This window comes from Paenibacillus sp. FSL K6-2524 (genome assembly GCF_038005525.1).
Taxonomy (GTDB): Bacteria; Bacillota; Bacilli; order Paenibacillales; family Paenibacillaceae; genus Fontibacillus; species Fontibacillus anaericanus.
In genome coordinates this window covers 4,037,790-4,056,720 of record NZ_JBBOSP010000001.1, presented here as the reverse complement: position 1 = coordinate 4,056,720, position 18,931 = coordinate 4,037,790, and the positions used below count along the sequence as shown (strand labels likewise).

The following is an 18,931-nucleotide window of genomic DNA, read 5'->3' as shown; positions in this document are numbered from 1 at the left end:
TGAAAAGGAAGTGATCCATATGAAAAAAGGTAAAATCATTTTGGAAAAGGGTGGAGAACTAGAAATTCAGTTCTTGCCAGAAGAAGCACCAGGTACGGTAGCTAACTTTGAAAAATTAGCGAACTCCGGATTTTATAATGGTTTGTCATTCCACCGTGTAATTCCAGGTTTTGTTGCTCAAGGTGGCTGTCCAACAGGTAATGGTACTGGTGGACCTGGTTACACAATCAAATGTGAAACAGCAACCAACACAACGAAACACGCTCGTGGGGTTCTATCCATGGCTCACGCTGGTAAAGACACAGGCGGAAGCCAGTTCTTTATCGTATACGAAGCACAGCCACATTTGGATGGAGTGCATACTGTATTTGGTAAAGTTACTTCCGGTATGGAACTTGTTGATCAGATCAAAGCCGGCGACAAGATGAAAGAAGTTACTGTTTGGGACGAAGAGTAGGAATATAATGAATCCCCCTCCTGATGGCACTCATCAGAAGGGGGATTTTTTTGTAAGCTAGAATCTCAGTTCATATTCACACCGTTCATCTCCGTTAACATTGCACTTCACTTCCTTAGCTGTTACTCTCTTGTTGTAAATTTTAGACAATGCCCCCTCCATAATGGCTCCTTCAAGATCACAGACCATTTGACCTTCGTGTGCTGGAAGTCCTTCACAGAAACAATCCTCAACAGCGATATGCATACTTCGTTCAGTAGAACTAATGATGTGAGGTATACCAATCTTTAAATCCTCCAAAAGCTGTAGTAGTTCTTCGACCGTTGTTACAGGCAAGCTCTGACCAATTTTTCTTCCTATCGTCATGGTTGTACCTTTCCCACCTGAGGGCAAGCCTTGATACATTCCAATTAATCGAATAGCCCTGAACAATTCTAAAGGAACTTCAGAACCTAAATTTTTCCGTTTAATCTGTTTCATGTCCTCAAAGCTAAAATCATTCATTTCGCATTTCTCCATTCCTTATGTAGAGTTTAATTACTTGTACCAGTTGCTTTTATCCTACCCTCAACTTTGCACACCCCTTGTGATTATCATCACTAAATTATGAGAATTATTCTCAGTTATATTTTTTGACAAGAATATAGCTTGCATGCAAGTGTTTCCAGGAACCTTGATTTATTTTTGTCTTGGTGATAAGATACCGTCATAATGGAAAGGTAATACTTTTCAAGTAACAACTCAAAATTTAATATTTGATGCAATCCTTCGGGGAGGGGTGAGATTCCCTACCGACGGTGATGGCATATCTTGGATTAAACTATCAAGGTATGCATGAGTCCGTGACCTGTATGTGGCTTTTCATGTGCATATGGCTGAGCCGGTGTGATTCCGGGACCGACAGTATAGTCTGGATGGGAGAAGGAGAACGCAGGTACACATAGATTAATACCTATGTGTCCTAAATGTAGAGCAGTTTTTTTCATGTCCATTTTTTCACAAAGTAGTATTGCTTTGTTGTGGGCATTAGAAAAAAGGGTTTTTAGGCTTATTTGGGTTAGCTATTATTTTAACTTTGTCGCCTAATGTCCTGATTTGCTGACTTTATTTGCGTACAACAACTCTCATTGTTCCCTACTGGATTTTTCCGGTAGGGATTTTTATGTTTATCAGCAGTTGTAGGGGGTGGAAGAAGAGCAAATGGATAAGATCAACGACGAGTATTACATGGGATTAGCGCTAGATATGGCGGAGCATGCACAAGGTCAAACGGGGATGAATCCAGTTGTCGGGGCTGTAGTGGTGAAAGATGGAGCTATCCTTGGACTAGGCACGCACTTAAAAAGAGGCGATCCACATGCTGAAGTCTATGCTCTAAACATGGCCGGACCGTCGGCTGAAGGTAGCACAGTCTATGTGTCACTTGAACCTTGTAGCCATTATGGAAAAACCCCTCCCTGCGCAGAACGACTTATCGCTGAGAAGGTATCACGAGTAGTGGTGGCTTGTGAGGATCCTAATTCCCAGGTTGCAGGTCGTGGTATTGAATTACTTCGACAGAGCGGGATAGAAGTGGAAGTTGGTGTGCTTCGGGACCGGGCAATCAGGCTGAACAAGCAATTCATTAAGTTTATTACTACCGGTATTCCCTACGTGACAATCAAGACTGCGAGTACATTGGATGGGAAAGTCGCCTCTAAGTCAGGGGATAGTAAATGGATTTCAAATGAGTCGTCCCGTGAGATGGTTCACACGATGCGTCATAGGCATCAAGGGATCATGGTTGGTGTGGGAACGGTTATTGCAGATGACCCGCAGCTAACAACGAGACTTGAGGTGCCTGGATTGTCACCGATCCGTATCATTGTTGACTCTACATTACGGATTCCAGAGTCCTCCAAAGTACTTACTGACGGCCTAGCTCAGACGATTATCCTAACAACAAGTCAGGCAGATGAAGGAAGATTGTCTAGATTAACTAAGCAAGGGATCACGGTTATCCCCTGCGGTGATGGATCTGAAGTAGATCTGTATCTAGGGCTAACCAATTTAGGAGAAATGGATATTTCTTCAGTTCTTGTAGAGGGTGGAGGTCGATTGAATGGTTCCCTCATCCACAAGAAACTAGCCGATGAGATCGTCCTATTCTTTGCACCAAAACTTGTCGGTGGCTATGAAGCTCCAGGGAACTTCATGTTTGACGGTTTTGATCTCATGCAGGATGCAATCACTTTAAGCAACATCCAAGTGGAACAAATCGGAGATAACGTATGTATCAGAGGAAACCCCATCTGGCCCACCGAAACCACCTGACGCATCCGTTGATCTAACTCAATCGCGTATTCTACCGCGAAACGAGTTTGATTCACTACATTTTTAAAAGTGTGGTGAAAAGTACAGGTGGACACGAGGTGAGATTCAAAACTGGAGAAGCGTAGCGTTCGTCTTTGCCACGTGATTGTAACCCTGCTGGGTGTTATAAGATCATACAATCACGTGGCAACAACGATCGGAAGTTTGAATCACACCGATTGTCCATGCCCGTTCACCACACTTTTACATGTACTAAGCAAAGGAGGAGAGCCCATGTTTACCGGTCTCGTAGAAGAAGTAGGAACAATGAGTTCCGTCAGTCGCAAAGGAGAAGCGATGGTGCTGGAAATCGCAGCTGGTCTGATAACCGATGGGCTGAAATTGGGCGATAGCATATCCGTAAACGGAGTTTGCCTTACAGCGACTACATTTCATCGTAATAAATTCACTGTTGATGTGATGCCGCAAACTTACCGCAACACAAATTTGAAGGATTTGAAGCCTGGAAGCAAAGTTAATCTAGAGCGTGCAATGTTAGCCGGCGGGCGGTTTGGAGGTCATATCGTACAGGGACATGTCGACGGGGTAGGAACTATCGTGGGCATGAAGAAAGATCAGAATGCAGTTGTGTACGAAATTGCTCCAGCCGATCATGCCTTATCCAAATACATTATTCCAAAAGGTTCGATTACTGTGGATGGTATTAGCCTGACTGTGGTGGAGATGACGGATAGAGGGTTCAGTATTTCGATTATTCCACATACTTTGTCCGAAACTTTATTTGCTTTTAAGAATACTGGCGATACGGTGAATTTGGAATGTGACATACTTGGGAAGTATGTGGAGCACCTACTGAAATACGGGAATTCCCGGGAAGGTGATCTTAATACATCCAACAGAGCTTCATCGTCCACAGTAGATATGTCATTTCTAGTGGAGAATGGTTTTGTATAATGAACAACCCAGAGGAGGGGATCGTAATGAACGATATTCAACTGGATCAAGTCGAAGAAGCAATATACGATTTAATGCGTGGGAAAGTAGTTATCGTGGTTGATGATGAAGATCGTGAGAACGAAGGGGATTTTATCGCTCTCGCAGAAAAAGCGACTCCTGAAGTCATCAACTTTATGATAAGTCAAGGACGGGGCCTTGTGTGCCTGCCAATTACACAGGAGCGTGCGGAAGAACTTGATTTACAGCCGATGGTGGCGCAGAATACCGATTACCATGGAACGGCGTTTACTGTTTCTATAGACCACAAAGATACAACAACCGGGATTTCAGCGTATGAACGTTCTGCAACGGTGAAAGGGATTATGGATCCTAATGCTAAACCGTCAGATTTCCGTCGCCCTGGCCACATGTTCCCACTGATAGCCAAGAAAGGTGGCGTGCTTCGGCGTGCAGGTCATACCGAAGCAGCAGTAGATTTAGCTCGGATGTGTGGAGCGTATCCAGCGGCTGTGATCTGTGAAGTTATCAAAGAAGATGGTACGATGGCCCGGCTTCCGGATTTAGCGGAAATGGCTGAGACATTTGATTTGAAATTAATAAGTATCAAGGATCTAATCCACTATCGTAACGAAAAAGAAAAGCTCGTAACTCGTGAAGTAGAAGTTCAAATGCCAACAGATTACGGTGAATTTAAAGCTATTGCGTATACCAATGATGTAGATGCCAAGGAAAACGTTGCTCTTGTTATGGGTGAGATCGATAGTGAGAAACCGATCCTAGTACGTGTGCATTCAGAATGTTTAACTGGGGATGTATTTCATTCCCATCGTTGTGATTGCGGTCCGCAGTTTGAAGCGGCACTCCGCCAAATTAAAGAGGCTGGAAATGGTGTGCTTTTATACATGAGGCAAGAAGGTCGTGGGATTGGACTTGTCAATAAGCTTAAAGCTTACAAGTTGCAGGAGCAGGGCCTGGATACAGTAGATGCTAACCTTGAACTTGGATTTCCGGCAGACCTTCGAGATTATGGGATTGGCGCTCAGATTTTAAAAGATCTTGGTGTTCGGAAAATTCGCTTAATGACCAATAATCCACGTAAAATCAAAGGCCTTGAAGGCTACGGATTGGAAGTGGTGGAACGAGTACCAATTCAAATCAAGGAAAACCAAAATAATAGTAATTATTTACATGTCAAACAGTCTAAACTAGGACATCTGCTGGAATTTGATGATTTGGAGCAAGATGAATCTGCTAAAGTTTAACCTTAGAAATTCAGCTAAAAAATATAATATCTTATAATGAAAGGTTTGATTCCTATGACACATGTATTCGAAGGAACTCTCGTATCGGAAGGACTTAAATATGCGATCGTGGTTGGCCGGTTTAACGAATTTATTACAAGTAAATTACTGGGAGGCGCGTTGGACGCGTTGAAGCGACATGGAGTTCAGGATGACGAAGTTACAGTCGCTTGGGTACCGGGTGCATTCGAAATTCCCTTCGCCGCACAAAAGCTGGCCGAGAGTGGCAACTACGATGCGGTCATAACACTTGGAACGGTCATTCGGGGCTCAACTTCACATTATGACTATGTATGTAATGAAGTTGCAAAGGGTGTAGCAGCCATTGGTCTCAAGACAGGTATTCCAACGATCTTCGGTGTAGTCACAACAGAAAATATCGAGCAGGCGATTGAGCGTGCGGGTACGAAGGCTGGAAATAAGGGCTGGGATGCTGCGATGGCAGCAATTGAGATGGCAAACTTGACGAAACAGCTAAAATAGTGCTTATTTAATGTAGTACCCTTTTTTCTTAGGGTACTACATTTTTCATTTGCTCAGCTTGTACTATATAAGATGAATTATGACTGTGATTAGGCTGCGATAGCGAAATGTTCTTACGATCGCTGTTGTCCCCGTATTTCTTGATTAAATTATTTAAAAGGTTGAAATTCGGAGACAAAGGCGAACGAAGCGTATGCTTACGAGGTAACTTTCCAAGGAAAGCTTTTACTTCTTTAGAATCATTTCGCTCTCTCCGCTGTATCTTGTTATTTAATCAACTAATATACTTACATGTGTACAAGCAGGCACTAATGGGCGGAGGATATTTTCATTGACGACAGTATCATATAAGTTGGAAACTTTCGAGGGGCCGCTTGATTTGCTGCTCCATCTGATCGATAAAGCTGAGATTGATATTCACCAAATCTCTATTAGCGATATAACGGATCAATATCTTCAATATTTGCATAGCATGCAGGAATTAGAGTTGGATGTTACGAGCGAATTTCTTGTCATGGCGGCAACGTTATTGTCAATTAAGAGCAAGCAACTATTGCCCAAACCACCAGTGATCGAGTTTGATGACGATTTTGAATATTTGATGGATGATGAAGACGATCCTAGAGATGAACTTATTCGCAAGCTAATCGAATATCGCAAATATAAAGGAATCGCTGAACATCTACACGAACGCGAGTGGGAGCGTAGTCTTATTTTCTCCAAAGAGCCGGAGGATTTGACGCCATTCATGCCTCGAGTCGTTGAGAACCCAGTGAAAGGTCTGCATACGGAGGACTTAATCTCTGTATTTCAGAAGGCACTGAGAAGGGCGGTTAAACGAAATGTTGTCGCACGTATTCAACGGGATGAAATCTCAGTTAAAGATCGTATTAGGGAAGTCGTATCGGCCTTAGAGATGACCGGCAAGGGCGGTAGATTGCTGTTCTCAAAGCTATTGCATCCTGAGATGTACCGTCATGAGATTGTTGTTACTTTTCTCGCTGTATTGGAATTGATGAAGATGAAACAAATTGTCTGTTATCAGAGTAGACTGTTTGACGATATTGTTATGGAGTGGAGAGGGGAAGGACAGGTTAATGAATTTTCAGGAATTGAAGTCGATTATTGAGGGATTGTTATTTCTAGCAGGTGAAGAGGGGCTCGGAGTTAAGCAGATCTCGGAAGTTACCGAGCAAAGACCAGAATTAATCACAGATGCACTATTGGATATGAAAACATCATTCGAGCGTGAAGGTCGGGGATTACAGATTGTTCAGATTGCGGGGAAATACCAATTCGCAACACTACCTGAACATGCCCCTTATTTCGAGCGGTTAGCTTATTCACCTTCTCGTTCTTCCTTATCTCAGGCTGCACTCGAGACTCTCTCGATTGTTGCTTACCGCCAGCCGATCACTCGAGTAGAAATTGAGGAGATACGTGGGGTAAAGACGGAACGAGCTATTCATACTTTGGTTAACAAAGACTTAATTGAAGAGGTAGGTAGAGCAGAAGCAATCGGACGACCTATCTTATATGGGACTACGAAGGCGTTTCTAGATTATTTCGCATTAGGAAGTCTAAAGGACCTGCCTGATATGTCTAATTTCGAGAACACTGAGAACTTGGAAGAGGAGACACAGCTCTTGTTCCAAAAACTAGAGGAGCAGCAACAGCTTACTTTTGATGATGTAAATGACAACTCGAATGAGAATGGTCAATAAATAAATAGACGGTTCGCTCTGAATAAGAGCGGCCGTTTTTTTTGTGCAAATACGTTAGTTCAGCCTAAGCTAACGTTCATATTGACGAATTTTATCTCTTTTGGGAAGCCATACTACAGGAAGATTGTTATTTGATAGGCTTGGAGGGCTTTCCCGTGTGGATTTGGCTCGGAGGCATTTTAGTCTTGCTACTGTTAGCTGTTGTATTGATCCTGATGTCCAACATATCTATAGATTTGATGGCACGGAAGAAAAATTGGGATGAGATTGTTTTGCTGGATATCAAGTTTGTATACGGATTAATTCGCATCCATTACGAAGTACCCTCCATCGTTCTACGTAGTGTGAAACAAGGCTTTCAGGTGGAGGACAATGTCGTTACTAATTTCTTCAAAGGCCATACTTCAAGTAACGAACAAGATGTAAATAAGGAAAAGATGGAGATTTGGGTCACAAAATTTCACAGAGTATTGCAGGCCGTCTTTGAATTTAAGAAGTGGCTTAGGCAGTTGCTTAAGAAACTCTCCTTCCACAGGCTAGATTGGTCTACAAATATTGCACTTTCCGATGCGGCACATACAGCAACTCTGACGGGAATTCTTTGGGCGATCAAGTCCACATTGGTTGGGGGGCTCTCTAATCATGTATCTTTAAGACAAAGGCCGAAACTGTTTGTTGTTCCTATTTTCGATAGTCCGCCGTTATTTTCCACCGAAATCCACTGCATAGCTAAAATCCGCTGCGGTTATGCTATATATGCTGGACTGATACTTATAGTTCGGGTGTTAAAAGTGAAAGGAGGAGTGAGGAAATGGCTGAACATCCTATTCAAGGGTTAATGCAAACAGCGATGGAAAATATTAAAGAAATGGTCGATGTCAATACGATTGTGGGTGATGCTGTAGAAACCCCAGACGGTAGTGTGATCCTGCCAATTAGCCGCGTTGGATTCGGATTCGCAGCAGGTGGGAGCGACTTTAACTTAGAAAGTTCAGGGAATAATGCGGGCAACTCCGCAGATGGCGGGAAATCACGGCCATTTGGTGGCGGTAGCGGCGGTGGGGTATCCATTAATCCTATTGCATTTCTTGTTGTCGGTAAGCAAGGTGTAAACATCGTGCCGCTCGACAATCAGACACATCTCATGGAGAAGATGATTGATGCATTGCCACATTTTATTGATAAAATCCAATCCTTATTCTCAAGTGATGGTAGTTCAAAAAATGCGGGTAAGCCGGAATCCAAAATCATCTTAAATGAAACTGATTCTAAACATGGATCACAGTCCTCCACTTAAAAAGACTTTGTACCGTGTTAGGTGGGAAATGATCCTTTCCGGAAACTCGGGAAGGGTCTTTTTTTTGGCGGATCAAGGGTGGACATACTCTCTTGTACCGTCGCATATAGTGATACAAGTAATCTTGCAACTAGTCCGGAGGAATTAGAGATGAAGAAGATAACAACAATAACAGCTTTTATTTGCGTTTGGGTTCTCTGCTTTATTTTGGTTTCTCCCGTAGGTGTACAAGCGGGACAACTGAATCAAGGGGCTCCCTCCACTCATGCTCAGGCATTTGCGCTTATCGATGTAACATCGGGGCGGATTTTATATTCAAGCCATGGCGACCAAGAGCTACCCATTGCAAGTTTGACAAAAATTATGACAGCTATTGTTGCAATTGAACATGGTAAGTTAGACGAAATGGTAACTGTTGGGCGTAATGCCTTTGCGAAAGAGGGTTCGTCACTATATCTTCAGTTGGGTGAGGAAATGAGTCTGCGTAACATGTTGTATGGTTTGATGCTACGCTCGGGTAACGATGCGGCAACCGCAATTGCGGAGCATATTGGAGGTTCTGAAGAGGGCTTCGCTCATTTGATGAATGAGAAAGCAAGGCTAATTGGCCTAGAGCATACACATTTTCAAAACCCTCACGGTTTAGATGCTAAAGATCACTATTCTTCCGCAAACGACCTCGCTAAATTGACGGCATATGCATTACATAATCCTGACTTTAAAGAGATCGTATCCACACGAAGTAAAAAAGCACCTAATCCAAACGATCCATGGGATTATAAATGGGATAACAAGAATAAGATGCTCCGGCTCTACGAAGGGGCAGATGGTGTGAAGACTGGATATACCAAAATTGCTAGACGATGTCTTGTTAGTTCGGCCACACGCGGGGGACAACAACTTGTCGTAGTTACAATTAATGATGGTGATGATTGGAACGACCATCAAAAGTTGCTTGATTATGGATTTAACAATTTTCCCCTCACCGATTTGATCGGCGAGGGACAAGCGGTCGGGGATGGACTAGTCACGGGAAGCGGGTTCCGGTATGCTCTTGCAACTGGAGAGGTAGCAAAAATTGAGAAGAGACTTACGCTAACCAATATCAGAACACCTGATGACTTTGGGTATCGGGGCGAGATTAGAATTACTTTAGATGGTGAACCCATTGGAAATGTACCGGTATACGAGAAAGGCAGGATTATTCCACAGCAACAGGACCAACGTCAAATATCTACAGGAGCTACTGCTACTAGAAACACACTTGCAGAACAGAGCGGTTGGACGGGTGCGCTAATCGCAGTATTCAAATCACTGCTTCTTGCCGGATAAAGACCGGGGACCTTGAAGGGAGAGTGGATAAGTTATGGTGAATAAAATTTGGCTTGCGCTAATTCTAATAGGATTTATATTTGCCGCGCTCAAGGGGGATATAAACACTGTAACGAAAGCAGCTTTTGATGGTGCAGCGACTGGTGTTACTGTAAGTTTTGGTCTTATTAGCGTGCTAGTATTCTGGTTAGGTATTATGCGACTGGTAGAAGATTCAGGCTTGGTCAAAGTCATTTCTAGGGTGCTTGGTCCTGTTGTTTCATTCTTGTTCCCAGATGTGCCAAAGAACCATCCTGCTATGGGCTATATTCTATCCAATATTAGCGCGAATTTACTTGGTCTTGGAAATGCAGCTACACCAATGGGGATCCGAGCTATGCAGGAACTACAAGAATTGAATCCAGATAAAGAGACTGCCTCACCTGCAATGTGTACATTACTAGCACTTAATACTGCAAGTATTACTTTAATACCAACTACGCTGATTGCAATTCGTCTTAACTTTCATTCCGCAAATGCGACCGAGATAGTAGGATCAACCTTACTTGCGACCGCAGTTGCTACTGCTGCTGCAATCGTAGCAGATCGTTGGTATCGACGGAGGAGTATTCGTAGAACACTGCCACCATCGTCTCCGCCCACTTTATCCCTGAAGAGGTGAGCCTAATTGTTGGATTGGATTAATGTATTGTCCGCCTGGGCTGTTCCTGTGATGATAGCATTTATTCCATTATATGCATATTTGAAACGAGTACCCGTATATGAATCCTTTGTAGATGGGGCCAAGGATGGATTTTCAACGGCCATTGGCATTATTCCGCATTTGGTGGGGATGATGGTGGCAATCAGTGTGTTTCGCGCTTCAGGCGCACTTGATTTTTTTGTTGGATGGATGACACCTCTCTTAGAAAGCCTTCGGGTTCCACCTGAAGTGTTACCGCTAGGTATCCTTAGACCGCTAACAGGGACAGGTTCGCTCGCATTCACGACGGATCTGATTAAGACATATGGACCAGATTCGATGATCGGTCGGATAGCTTCCACGGTCCAAGGTAGCACGGATACAACACTGTATGTGTTAACTGTATATTTTGGAGCTGTGGGGATCAAAAATGGTCGTTATGCCCTAAAGGTCGGACTATTCTCTGACATTGTTGGTTTTATCGCCGCTATTTGTGTATGCCTTCTTATGTTTAGTTAAAGTTACTTTAATAGATTTGATAGCATGACTTCTGAACTAGTTCAGAAGTCATTTTTTATGTTGATTTCCCTAATACAGGAAAAAAGTCTATCCATATTCGATTTCTATATGTAAAATGGGAATTATTATAAAAATACATAAGCATGAATGAGAGAGGAAGAATGAATTTGCACAAGAACAGAACCAGAAAGAGTAACAGAATAAGGCTAGGGGTAGCCACTACGTTAATTTGTATGTTGATTTTCGCATCTTTTCCACTTCAAGCACTGGCAGAGACTGAGCTCAATTGGGTAGAAGGAACAGGACAAAGTATCGAGGTAGGATCAGGACTCGCTGATCTGACGCTTAACGAAGGATATTATTTCCTTGATGAGGCGGATACAATTACCTATTTGGAGGAAAGTGGAAACATTCCAGATGGTCTTGAAATTGCTTCAATTTTCCCTGCGGATGAGAATCAAGGATGGGTATTGTACCTTGAATACGAAGATACGGGACATATAAAGGATAAAGACAAAGATAAAATAAATGCCGATGATCTACTTGAAAGTTACAAGCAAGGAACTAAAGCGGCAAATGAAAAACTCGCTGTGGAGAATCATTTGTTTGTAGATGGCTGGGAGACGCCTCCACATTATGATGAAACTTTACATAGTTTAACTTGGTCACTTTTGCTTCATGACTCCGAAGATTACCCATTGGTTAACTACAACATACGTATTTTGACTCGTGAAGGAACTGTATCCGCGATACTTGTAACTGATCCTGAGAATTTAGAAGCAGACCGCGCAGTTATGGAAAATGAAGTTCTTGCAGGTTTTAATTTGAAGCAAGGACAACGTTATGAAGATTATAATTCCAAGACAGATAAGACAGCTGAATATGGTTTGACAGCTCTTATCCTTGGTGGGGCCGGTGCGGTAGTTGCTAAGAAATCAGGACTATTAGCGCTTATACTCCTCGTACTTAAGAAGGGATTCGTCGTTATTATTGCTGCTTTTGCATTTGTTGGACGCCTGATATTCAGGAAGAAGAAGAAAGTTACGCCGCAACAGCAGCCGATTGAAGTGAACAATGGACAGGATGATAGATTTGGTCAATCAGATGACCGATTTAATTCCGATGATAGGTTCAATCGACCGGAATAGTAGAATGTAGTAGAATGATACGACCCGTGGGAATTTTAACCTGCGGGTCGTTTTGTGATTAGAAAGGTGCTTCCTATTGTGATTTTCTTCTCCTATGGGTATCATGTTTATGAGGTGACTTATTGAACATGGAAAGATTGCAGAAAATATTAGCTGGAGCGGGTATCGCTTCGCGTCGTAAATGTGAAGAACTGATTTTAAAAGGTAAGGTGGAAGTAAACGGTGAGGTCGTTACTACCTTAGGTACAAAGGCTGATCCTGCGGTTGATGTAATTTCTGTTGAAGGAAAAACCATCGGTGCAGAGAAGAAGCTGTATGTTGTTTTTAATAAACCTAAAGGTGTTATTACGAGCGCATCAGATCCACAAGGCAGGAAGATTGTTACGGATTATTTGAAGAGTATTCCGGAACGTCTCTATCCCGTTGGGAGACTTGATTACGATACCGAGGGTTTGCTATTGCTGACGAATGATGGTGAATTCGCTCATCTTCTGACGCATCCCAAGCATCATGTTCCCAAGACATACGTAGCAACTGTTAAAGGCGTACCCCACGGTTCAGCACTTGACAAGCTTAAGAATGGAATTCTGCTTGAGGACGGAATTACAGCGCCGGCGGAAGTGGAATATCAGGATATTGATCCCGAGGGTAAATTTTCGACAATTTCGATCACGATTCATGAAGGAAAGAATCGTCAAGTACGTCGGATGTTCGAGGCAATCCAGCATCCAGTAACTAAATTGAAGAGAATTTCGTTTGGTGAGTTATTTCTAGGCAACTTGAAGAGGGGCCTATATAGATACTTGACTAAAGAAGAGATCGAGGGATTATTTAAACAAGCCAGAAATGCAGGCAAGCCAGGTAAACCTAGCAAACGAAAATAGACACACAATTTTCACATTTGCCCCTTCAACCTAGCTGAAACCGAGTCAATTTTCGTTATAATGTTCATATGATGTTCACTATTTGTTCATATAATATGATTATTGTCACGGAAGGAAGTTAGAGATGGGGAAAGCGAGACGGCCTGTACAAGTCGTCATTTTGCTACTTATCATAATCCTTGGTGGTTATGCCATCAGTACGGCGGTAATCGGGGGCGGGGACGGCAAGCCGGTAATCGGTGATAAGCCACCCGCCATCAAACTGCTCGGACTTGATGGAGAAGTACATACCCTGAATGACTACAAGGGGCAAGCGATAGTCATCAACTTTTGGGCTACTTGGTGCACGTACTGTGTGAAAGAGATGCCCGCGCTCCAAGCTCAATGGGAGAAATGGCGCGATCAGGGAGTCGTTATTCTGGGGATTAATACGGGAGAAGACGAAATGACCGTGCGTAATTTTACCGAGCAAATGGGTGTGAATTTTCCTGTGGTGTTTGATAGCGATAATGAAGCAGTTCGGAAATACGGTGTTGTACCGATGCCAACAACATTTTTTGTAAACAAGAATGGGAAAATATCCTCCATCCATCAGGGGGAACTGAATTTGGAAAGTCTTAATGACCAAATCAGGCAACTGGTGAATCCTTGATGAAGATAGAGGGGGCTTTCTGTTGATTGAGAATACAAAATGTGAATGCGGACATCAGAACCGGGTAGGAACTGTTCTTTGTGAGGCTTGTGGGAAACCACTGTTTGAGGTTGATTCTGGAGAAGTCCTTGAAATGCGCTATGATGGGACCGCTAGACGTTCTCAGCGGGTTAATCCCAATATTATCGACAAGGTTTGGAACTTCTTCTCATCCGTTAAAGTCGCTATTTATCTCATTATATTTACGCTGATTGGTTCGATTTTCGGTACGATATTTCAGCAAGAAAGTAACTTCGTGCAAGTAGATGCATCAAAGTTCTATAAAGAGAACTATGGGACAATTGGCGATATCTATTATAAGCTTGGTCTATCTCATACGTATGAGTCGTGGTGGTTTATCACATTGCTAGTGATGATCGGAGCCTCACTTATCATTTGTAGCTTGGATCGGGTACTGCCACTGTACAAGGCCCTCTCCAAACAGAAGATTCGGAAGCATTTGCAATTTCTCACCCGGCAGAAAGTCGTTTATCAAGGTCCTATTGAAGAGAATGCCGTTGAGTGGGTACAGCGATGTGCTGGTCCACTGAAGAAGAAGGGCTACCGCGTCCACATTGACGGCGACGCACTTCTGGCTGAGAAACAACGGTTTAGCCGCTGGGGACCTTATGTCATTCATATCGGGTTGATTATCTTCTTACTTGCCGTATTATTCCGTGGATTACCGGGTCTACATCTTGATAAGCATTACTGGTTTCAAGAAGGCGAGATTACACGGATTCCAGATACAACTTTTTATTTGAAAAATGAGAAGTTTAGAGTGGAATATTATAGCGAAGAAGAGATGTCGGATGACTTCAAAGGGACGGGTAAAATAGTTCCTAAACTTTTTGAAACAAAAGTTGTGTTGTACGAGTGTACTGCGGATTGCGGGGATCCATCAAAAATCCCTGTGCTCGAAGAGGTTAAACGACATGCGATTCAAGTGAATGACCCTTTAAGTTATAAAGGTCTTTCAGCGTATCAATTTGATTTCGATCTGACCCCCAAGCTTCGATCAGTACAGCCTGTATTGGTTGATAAGACGACAGGTGAGCAATATGGAAAGTTTAAGCTTGATATGACAAACCCCCTGCGTGAGTTCAAACTAGGACCTTACACACTTGAACTTAGTAATAAATTTATGGACTTCTCGTTAAATGATCAAGGGCAACCCATTTCCAAATCAGCCAAACCGAATGCTCCCGCATTTTTATTTACAATCAAAGGTCCGGGAGTGCCAGAAACGGGTGGCCAATATATTTATTTCCCTAAGCAAATAGACAAAGAACGCTTTCAACAGGACGCTATCAACGAGAAACTCGGCGGTCTTCAGAATAAGTTGGAATTGGACGTATTGGCTATGGAAGATGTAGACTTCAGCAATTCAAGTAGCTACTTGAATATACGTATCGACAGGGCCATGCCGTTTGTATGGTTGGGACTCGGGATCGTTATGTTAGGGTTAATCATGGGATTCTATTGGCAGCATCGCCGGATTTGGCTACGTGTGGACGATACAATACTAACACTTGGTGGACATACGACTAAGAATTGGTTCGGAATGCGCCGCGAGGTGTCATCGTTCCTTCAAACCATGGGTGTAGAAGTGGATGAGAAGTCATTGGATAACGGGGGGAATCGGCCATGAGTTTATTAGAATTCAGTAAGCAGGCTTTCGTCATCGCATTCTATCTGTATTGTGTAGCGTTTATCTTCTATGTGATCGCAGTAACGGGAAAAACGTGGAGAAACCGAGATCCACAGCAACATGAGCGGAAATGGGGAAGGATATCTTTTACGACTTCCACAATTGGTTTGGTGTCCCATTTAGCCTATTGTGGAACTCGCTGGGCTTATAGTGGACATATTCCAGTAAGTAACATGTATGAATTCATGTCCTTTTTATCCATGATGATAATGATTGCTTTTACTATCGTATTTCTGATTTATCGTAAAATCTTACTTGGAATGTTCGCTGTTCCTATCGCGATCATTATAATGGCTTATGCCGCAGTATTTCCCCAGGATGTTCAGCCGTTGATTCCTTCATTGAAATCGATATGGCTCTACATACACGTAACGCTCGCCGCAGCTGGTGAATCGTTCTTCGCTGTTGGTTTTGTAGCAGGATTTATGTATTTGCTACGTAGTATTCCATTCGGTGAGAACGATAAATCGACACGTCGACAAAAATGGTGGATTGAATTCACTTTTTTTTCTATAATTATATTGGTGGGCTTTATTGGCTCTGTTTTCGCATTTCGAGCCGCAGGATATGAAGCGGTTTTTACAACAAATTCGACAACGATTGACAACCAAGTACAACAAGATAGTACAATAGGGAAAGTGGTTTATAAAATGCCTCCCATTGTAGCCCCTTATCAAAGTCAGTCTGAGAGCGTAAAGTCATTCCTCGGGATGGATAAGCCTTTGTTTGAAGCCCCGTCATGGATGGCTGGAGTAAATGCAGGTCGCAAGTTGAACACGATCGTTTGGTCAGTTATTTCCGGATCCCTACTGTATGGGTTAATACGTCTTCTGATACGTAAGCCGATAGGTAAGGCAGTTTCTCCATTCTTAAAGGGAATAGCTGCAGATGATCTAGATGAAATTAGCTATCGAGCTATCGCAATTGGTTTTCCGATCTTTACGTTGGGAGCACTTGTGTTTGCGATGATTTGGGCTCAGCAGGCTTGGGGGCGTTTCTGGGCAAATGATCCCAAAGAAGTTTGGGCACTCATTACCTGGTTGTTCTATAGTGTTTATTTACATCTTCGATTGTCACGCGGTTTTCAGGGTCGTAAGGCATCCTGGCTCGCAGTTATCGGATTTTTGGTTGTGATGTTCACGCTCGTAGGAGTTAATTTAGTTATTTCTGGTTTGCATTCCTACGCGGGCACAGACTAACGATATAATCAAACCATACAAGATCTCAAGTGAATGGGTAAGATGATGAAGGGGTTGTTGTCCATGTCAGATCAAGAGAACCGCATTCTAGTAGTCGACGATGAAGAACGTATTCGCCGTCTGCTTAAAATGTATTTGGAAAAAGAGGGTTATGAGATCGATGAGGCGGAAGATGGTGAGACCGCTCTCAAAAAAGCAAGTGCGAATGATTATGGTTTGATTCTGCTAGATGTAATGCTACCTGGGATTGATGGCGTTGAGGTCTGCAACCGATTAAGACAAATTAAGTCAACTCCTGTACTTATGCTAACAGCAAAAGGGGAAGAGATTAATCGGGTTCAAGGTTTTGAAGTTGGAGCAGATGATTATGTAGTCAAACCATTTAGCCCTAGAGAAGTCATCTTTCGGGTGAAAGCCATCATGAGACGTGCTTCGGCAACAGCCTATTTAACCAAAGAAAGTGGCACTAGCAACAATATTGTGTTCCCTCATCTCATTATTGAGCATGATGCACACCGGGTGACTGCTAATGGTCAAGAAGTCAGTCTGACCCCCAAAGAATATGAGTTGCTTCATTATTTGGCAGTTTCTCCTGACAAGGTATTCTCACGTGAAGAACTGCTAAAGGATGTTTGGAATTATGAGTTTTTTGGTGATTTGCGTACGGTCGATACTCATGTGAAACGACTTCGCGAGAAACTGAATAAAGTATCTCCGGAATCCGCAGCGATGATTACAACGGTATGGGGAGTAGGTTATAAACTGGAGGTCGCGAAATAATTTGAGCCTCTGGAGAACACTCGTTGGCAAGCTGTGGATTACGATCATTTGTCTGGTAGCCTGTGTGTTGCTCAGTTTAGGGTTATTCCTGTTACCTTTTATTGATACGAATTTCACTAATCCTGGTGCCATCAAAAGATTATTTGTCATCGCTTCGATGATCGGCTTCTCGCTTACGACTTTTTTTGCGTTATTTCTGTTCACCAAAATCACTCAACCGATGCAGCAATTGATAAAGGCAACTGACTCGATACGCAAAGGAAAGTATCATACGCGTCTGTCACTTCGTACAACCGATGAAATCGGTGAATTGGCTAGTGCCTTCAATCATATGGCGGAAGAATTGGAGAATACGATTCGCAGCCTGAACCACGAGAAAGAGCATCTTGCAAGTGTGCTGCGAAGCATGAATGATGCAGTGATTACACTGGATGGAGAAGGTAGTGTTATTTTGACTAACCCTCCAGGAGATCAAATTATGAAATCGTGGGGCGATTTGCCGGAAGAAGAGGAAGAGGGTTTAGTGGGGAAAGGTCAACATGATCGATCGGGTACGTTGGCTCCTCAACCCCTGTTGCCCTTGTTCCGGAGTGTGCTGAATCAAGAGGGTGATCAGAGCTCGAATGTACATGTGAAGCAGGGGGTATGGTCTGTTCACATGGCACCGCTAACAGCCGAGAGTGAAATCCGTGGCGCAGTCGCTGTATTGCGTGATGTGACGGAAGAAGTCAGACTTGAGAAGATGCGTAGAGACTTTGTCGCCAACGTATCACATGAAATTCGTACACCACTCTCTATGATGCAAGGATACAGCGAGGCCTTATTGGATGGGATTGCAACTTCACCTACGGAAAGCATGGAGCTTGTGCAGGTCATTCATGATGAATCATTGCGGATGGGGAGATTAGTTCGCGATTTACTCGATCTTGCTCGAATGGAAGCTGGTCATACAGATACGACGATGAGACACGTAGATTTCCGGGCACTTGTCGAGCGGGTGTATCGGAAGTTTGCAGTTCGTGCCAAAGATAATGCTATTGCGCTTAATTTAGAGTTTAGAAATGATGAACTCTACCTGAAGGAGGCTAATGAGGATCGTTTAGAGCAAGTATTAACCAACTTGTTGGACAACGCCTTTAGACACACTCCAGAGGGAGCAAATATCACTATTATTGCGGGTACAGTGAAGCGCACGAGTGGATTAGTGCTAGAAGTTTCTGTTCAGGATGAGGGTATAGGGATTCCTTCCGAAGACTTGCCTTATATATTTGAACGGTTCTACAAAGCCGACAAAGCACGTGTACGTGGCGAAGCTGGCGGTACAGGACTGGGACTTTCGATTGTGAAGAATATTATCGAAGCTCATCACGGTTCCATTCATGCAGAGAGTGAAGTAGGCAAGGGAACGGTATTCAATCTAATGCTCCCTGTCGAAAAGGTGCAGTAAACGTAA

20 protein-coding genes and 1 riboswitch are annotated in these 18,931 nt (G+C 43.2%); of the genes, 19 read left to right on the top strand and 1 reads right to left on the bottom strand.

Translation table 11 applies throughout. From position 1 onward, the window contains the following. The first annotated feature begins 19 nt into the window (after positions 1 to 19). Positions 20 to 457 carry a peptidylprolyl isomerase gene (locus tag NST85_RS18645; RefSeq protein WP_127190913.1) on the top strand — a complete coding sequence of 146 codons (438 nt, stop codon included), beginning with the start codon at positions 20 to 22 and terminating at the stop codon, positions 455 to 457. A 57-nt stretch (positions 458 to 514) separates the two neighbouring features. On the opposite strand, the gene NST85_RS18640 is transcribed toward NST85_RS18645, so the two are convergent. Beyond that, on the bottom strand, positions 515 to 961 hold the full coding sequence (locus tag NST85_RS18640; protein ID WP_127190912.1) for a V4R domain-containing protein: 447 nt from the start codon (positions 959 to 961) through the stop codon (positions 515 to 517). 256 nt (positions 962 to 1,217) lie between these two features. Further along, positions 1,218 to 1,387: riboswitch (FMN riboswitch) on the top strand. A 270-nt stretch (positions 1,388 to 1,657) separates the two neighbouring features. Between NST85_RS18640 and ribD the strand changes: the two genes are divergently transcribed. The 18 genes from ribD to NST85_RS18550 all read left to right on the top strand — a co-directional run bounded on the left by ribD (position 1,658) and on the right by NST85_RS18550 (position 18,925). Further along, positions 1,658 to 2,770 carry a bifunctional diaminohydroxyphosphoribosylaminopyrimidine deaminase/5-amino-6-(5-phosphoribosylamino)uracil reductase RibD gene (gene ribD, locus NST85_RS18635; protein WP_341190069.1) on the top strand — a complete coding sequence of 371 codons (1,113 nt, stop codon included), beginning with the start codon at positions 1,658 to 1,660 and terminating at the stop codon, positions 2,768 to 2,770. A 273-nt stretch (positions 2,771 to 3,043) separates the two neighbouring features. After that, a complete protein-coding gene (ribE, locus tag NST85_RS18630; protein ID WP_341190068.1) occupies positions 3,044 to 3,724 on the top strand; it encodes a riboflavin synthase in 681 nt (226 codons plus the stop codon). 26 nt (positions 3,725 to 3,750) lie between these two features. Next, complete coding sequence (locus tag NST85_RS18625; protein WP_127190909.1) at positions 3,751 to 4,989, top strand: bifunctional 3,4-dihydroxy-2-butanone-4-phosphate synthase/GTP cyclohydrolase II; 1,239 nt, start codon at positions 3,751 to 3,753, stop codon at positions 4,987 to 4,989. A 54-nt stretch (positions 4,990 to 5,043) separates the two neighbouring features. Next, complete coding sequence (gene ribH, locus NST85_RS18620; protein WP_127190908.1) at positions 5,044 to 5,511, top strand: 6,7-dimethyl-8-ribityllumazine synthase; 468 nt, start codon at positions 5,044 to 5,046, stop codon at positions 5,509 to 5,511. A gap of 331 nt (positions 5,512 to 5,842) precedes the next feature. Then, positions 5,843 to 6,640, top strand: coding sequence for a segregation and condensation protein A (locus tag NST85_RS18615; protein ID WP_127190907.1), 798 nt, complete (start codon positions 5,843 to 5,845; stop codon positions 6,638 to 6,640). Beyond that, the gene (scpB, locus tag NST85_RS18610; RefSeq protein WP_307395884.1) at positions 6,609 to 7,235 is read left to right on the top strand and encodes an SMC-Scp complex subunit ScpB; all 627 of its coding nucleotides are present in this window, start codon (positions 6,609 to 6,611) and stop codon (positions 7,233 to 7,235) included. Before NST85_RS18615 ends, scpB begins: the two co-directional genes overlap by 32 nt. Positions 7,236 to 7,390: 155 nt before the next feature. Further along, the gene (locus NST85_RS18605; protein ID WP_127190905.1) at positions 7,391 to 8,074 is read left to right on the top strand and encodes a DUF2953 domain-containing protein; all 684 of its coding nucleotides are present in this window, start codon (positions 7,391 to 7,393) and stop codon (positions 8,072 to 8,074) included. Continuing rightward, positions 8,047 to 8,532: a GerW family sporulation protein gene (gene ytfJ, locus NST85_RS18600; protein WP_127190904.1), complete on the top strand. Its 486-nt coding sequence runs from the start codon at positions 8,047 to 8,049 to the stop codon at positions 8,530 to 8,532. The genes NST85_RS18605 and ytfJ overlap by 28 nt, the downstream gene beginning before the upstream one ends. Positions 8,533 to 8,682: 150 nt before the next feature. Continuing rightward, entirely contained in the window at positions 8,683 to 9,864 is a 1,182-nt protein-coding gene (locus NST85_RS18595; protein ID WP_127190903.1) for a D-alanyl-D-alanine carboxypeptidase family protein, read from the top strand. Positions 9,865 to 9,898: 34 nt separating this feature from the next. Next, complete coding sequence (locus NST85_RS18590; protein WP_341190067.1) at positions 9,899 to 10,525, top strand: nucleoside recognition domain-containing protein; 627 nt, start codon at positions 9,899 to 9,901, stop codon at positions 10,523 to 10,525. A gap of 6 nt (positions 10,526 to 10,531) precedes the next feature. After that, positions 10,532 to 11,065: a spore maturation protein gene (locus NST85_RS18585; RefSeq protein ID WP_307395874.1), complete on the top strand. Its 534-nt coding sequence runs from the start codon at positions 10,532 to 10,534 to the stop codon at positions 11,063 to 11,065. A gap of 167 nt (positions 11,066 to 11,232) precedes the next feature. Continuing rightward, positions 11,233 to 12,213: a DUF2167 domain-containing protein gene (locus NST85_RS18580; RefSeq protein WP_170220130.1), complete on the top strand. Its 981-nt coding sequence runs from the start codon at positions 11,233 to 11,235 to the stop codon at positions 12,211 to 12,213. Between the two features lie 128 nt (positions 12,214 to 12,341). Next, entirely contained in the window at positions 12,342 to 13,097 is a 756-nt protein-coding gene (locus tag NST85_RS18575; protein WP_127191173.1) for a pseudouridine synthase, read from the top strand. A gap of 124 nt (positions 13,098 to 13,221) precedes the next feature. After that, positions 13,222 to 13,749 carry a redoxin domain-containing protein gene (locus NST85_RS18570; protein ID WP_127190899.1) on the top strand — a complete coding sequence of 176 codons (528 nt, stop codon included), beginning with the start codon at positions 13,222 to 13,224 and terminating at the stop codon, positions 13,747 to 13,749. Between the two features lie 22 nt (positions 13,750 to 13,771). Continuing rightward, positions 13,772 to 15,439: a cytochrome c biogenesis protein ResB gene (gene resB, locus NST85_RS18565; protein ID WP_341190066.1), complete on the top strand. Its 1,668-nt coding sequence runs from the start codon at positions 13,772 to 13,774 to the stop codon at positions 15,437 to 15,439. Then, positions 15,436 to 16,698, top strand: a complete 1,263-nt coding sequence (gene ccsA, locus NST85_RS18560; protein ID WP_341190065.1) for a cytochrome c biogenesis protein CcsA — start codon at positions 15,436 to 15,438, stop codon at positions 16,696 to 16,698. Before resB ends, ccsA begins: the two co-directional genes overlap by 4 nt. Positions 16,699 to 16,761: 63 nt before the next feature. Further along, positions 16,762 to 17,478, top strand: coding sequence for a response regulator transcription factor (locus NST85_RS18555; protein WP_127190896.1), 717 nt, complete (start codon positions 16,762 to 16,764; stop codon positions 17,476 to 17,478). A gap of 1 nt (position 17,479) precedes the next feature. Beyond that, on the top strand, positions 17,480 to 18,925 hold the full coding sequence (locus NST85_RS18550; RefSeq protein ID WP_127190895.1) for an ATP-binding protein: 1,446 nt from the start codon (positions 17,480 to 17,482) through the stop codon (positions 18,923 to 18,925). The last annotated feature ends 6 nt before the right edge of the window (positions 18,926 to 18,931 follow it).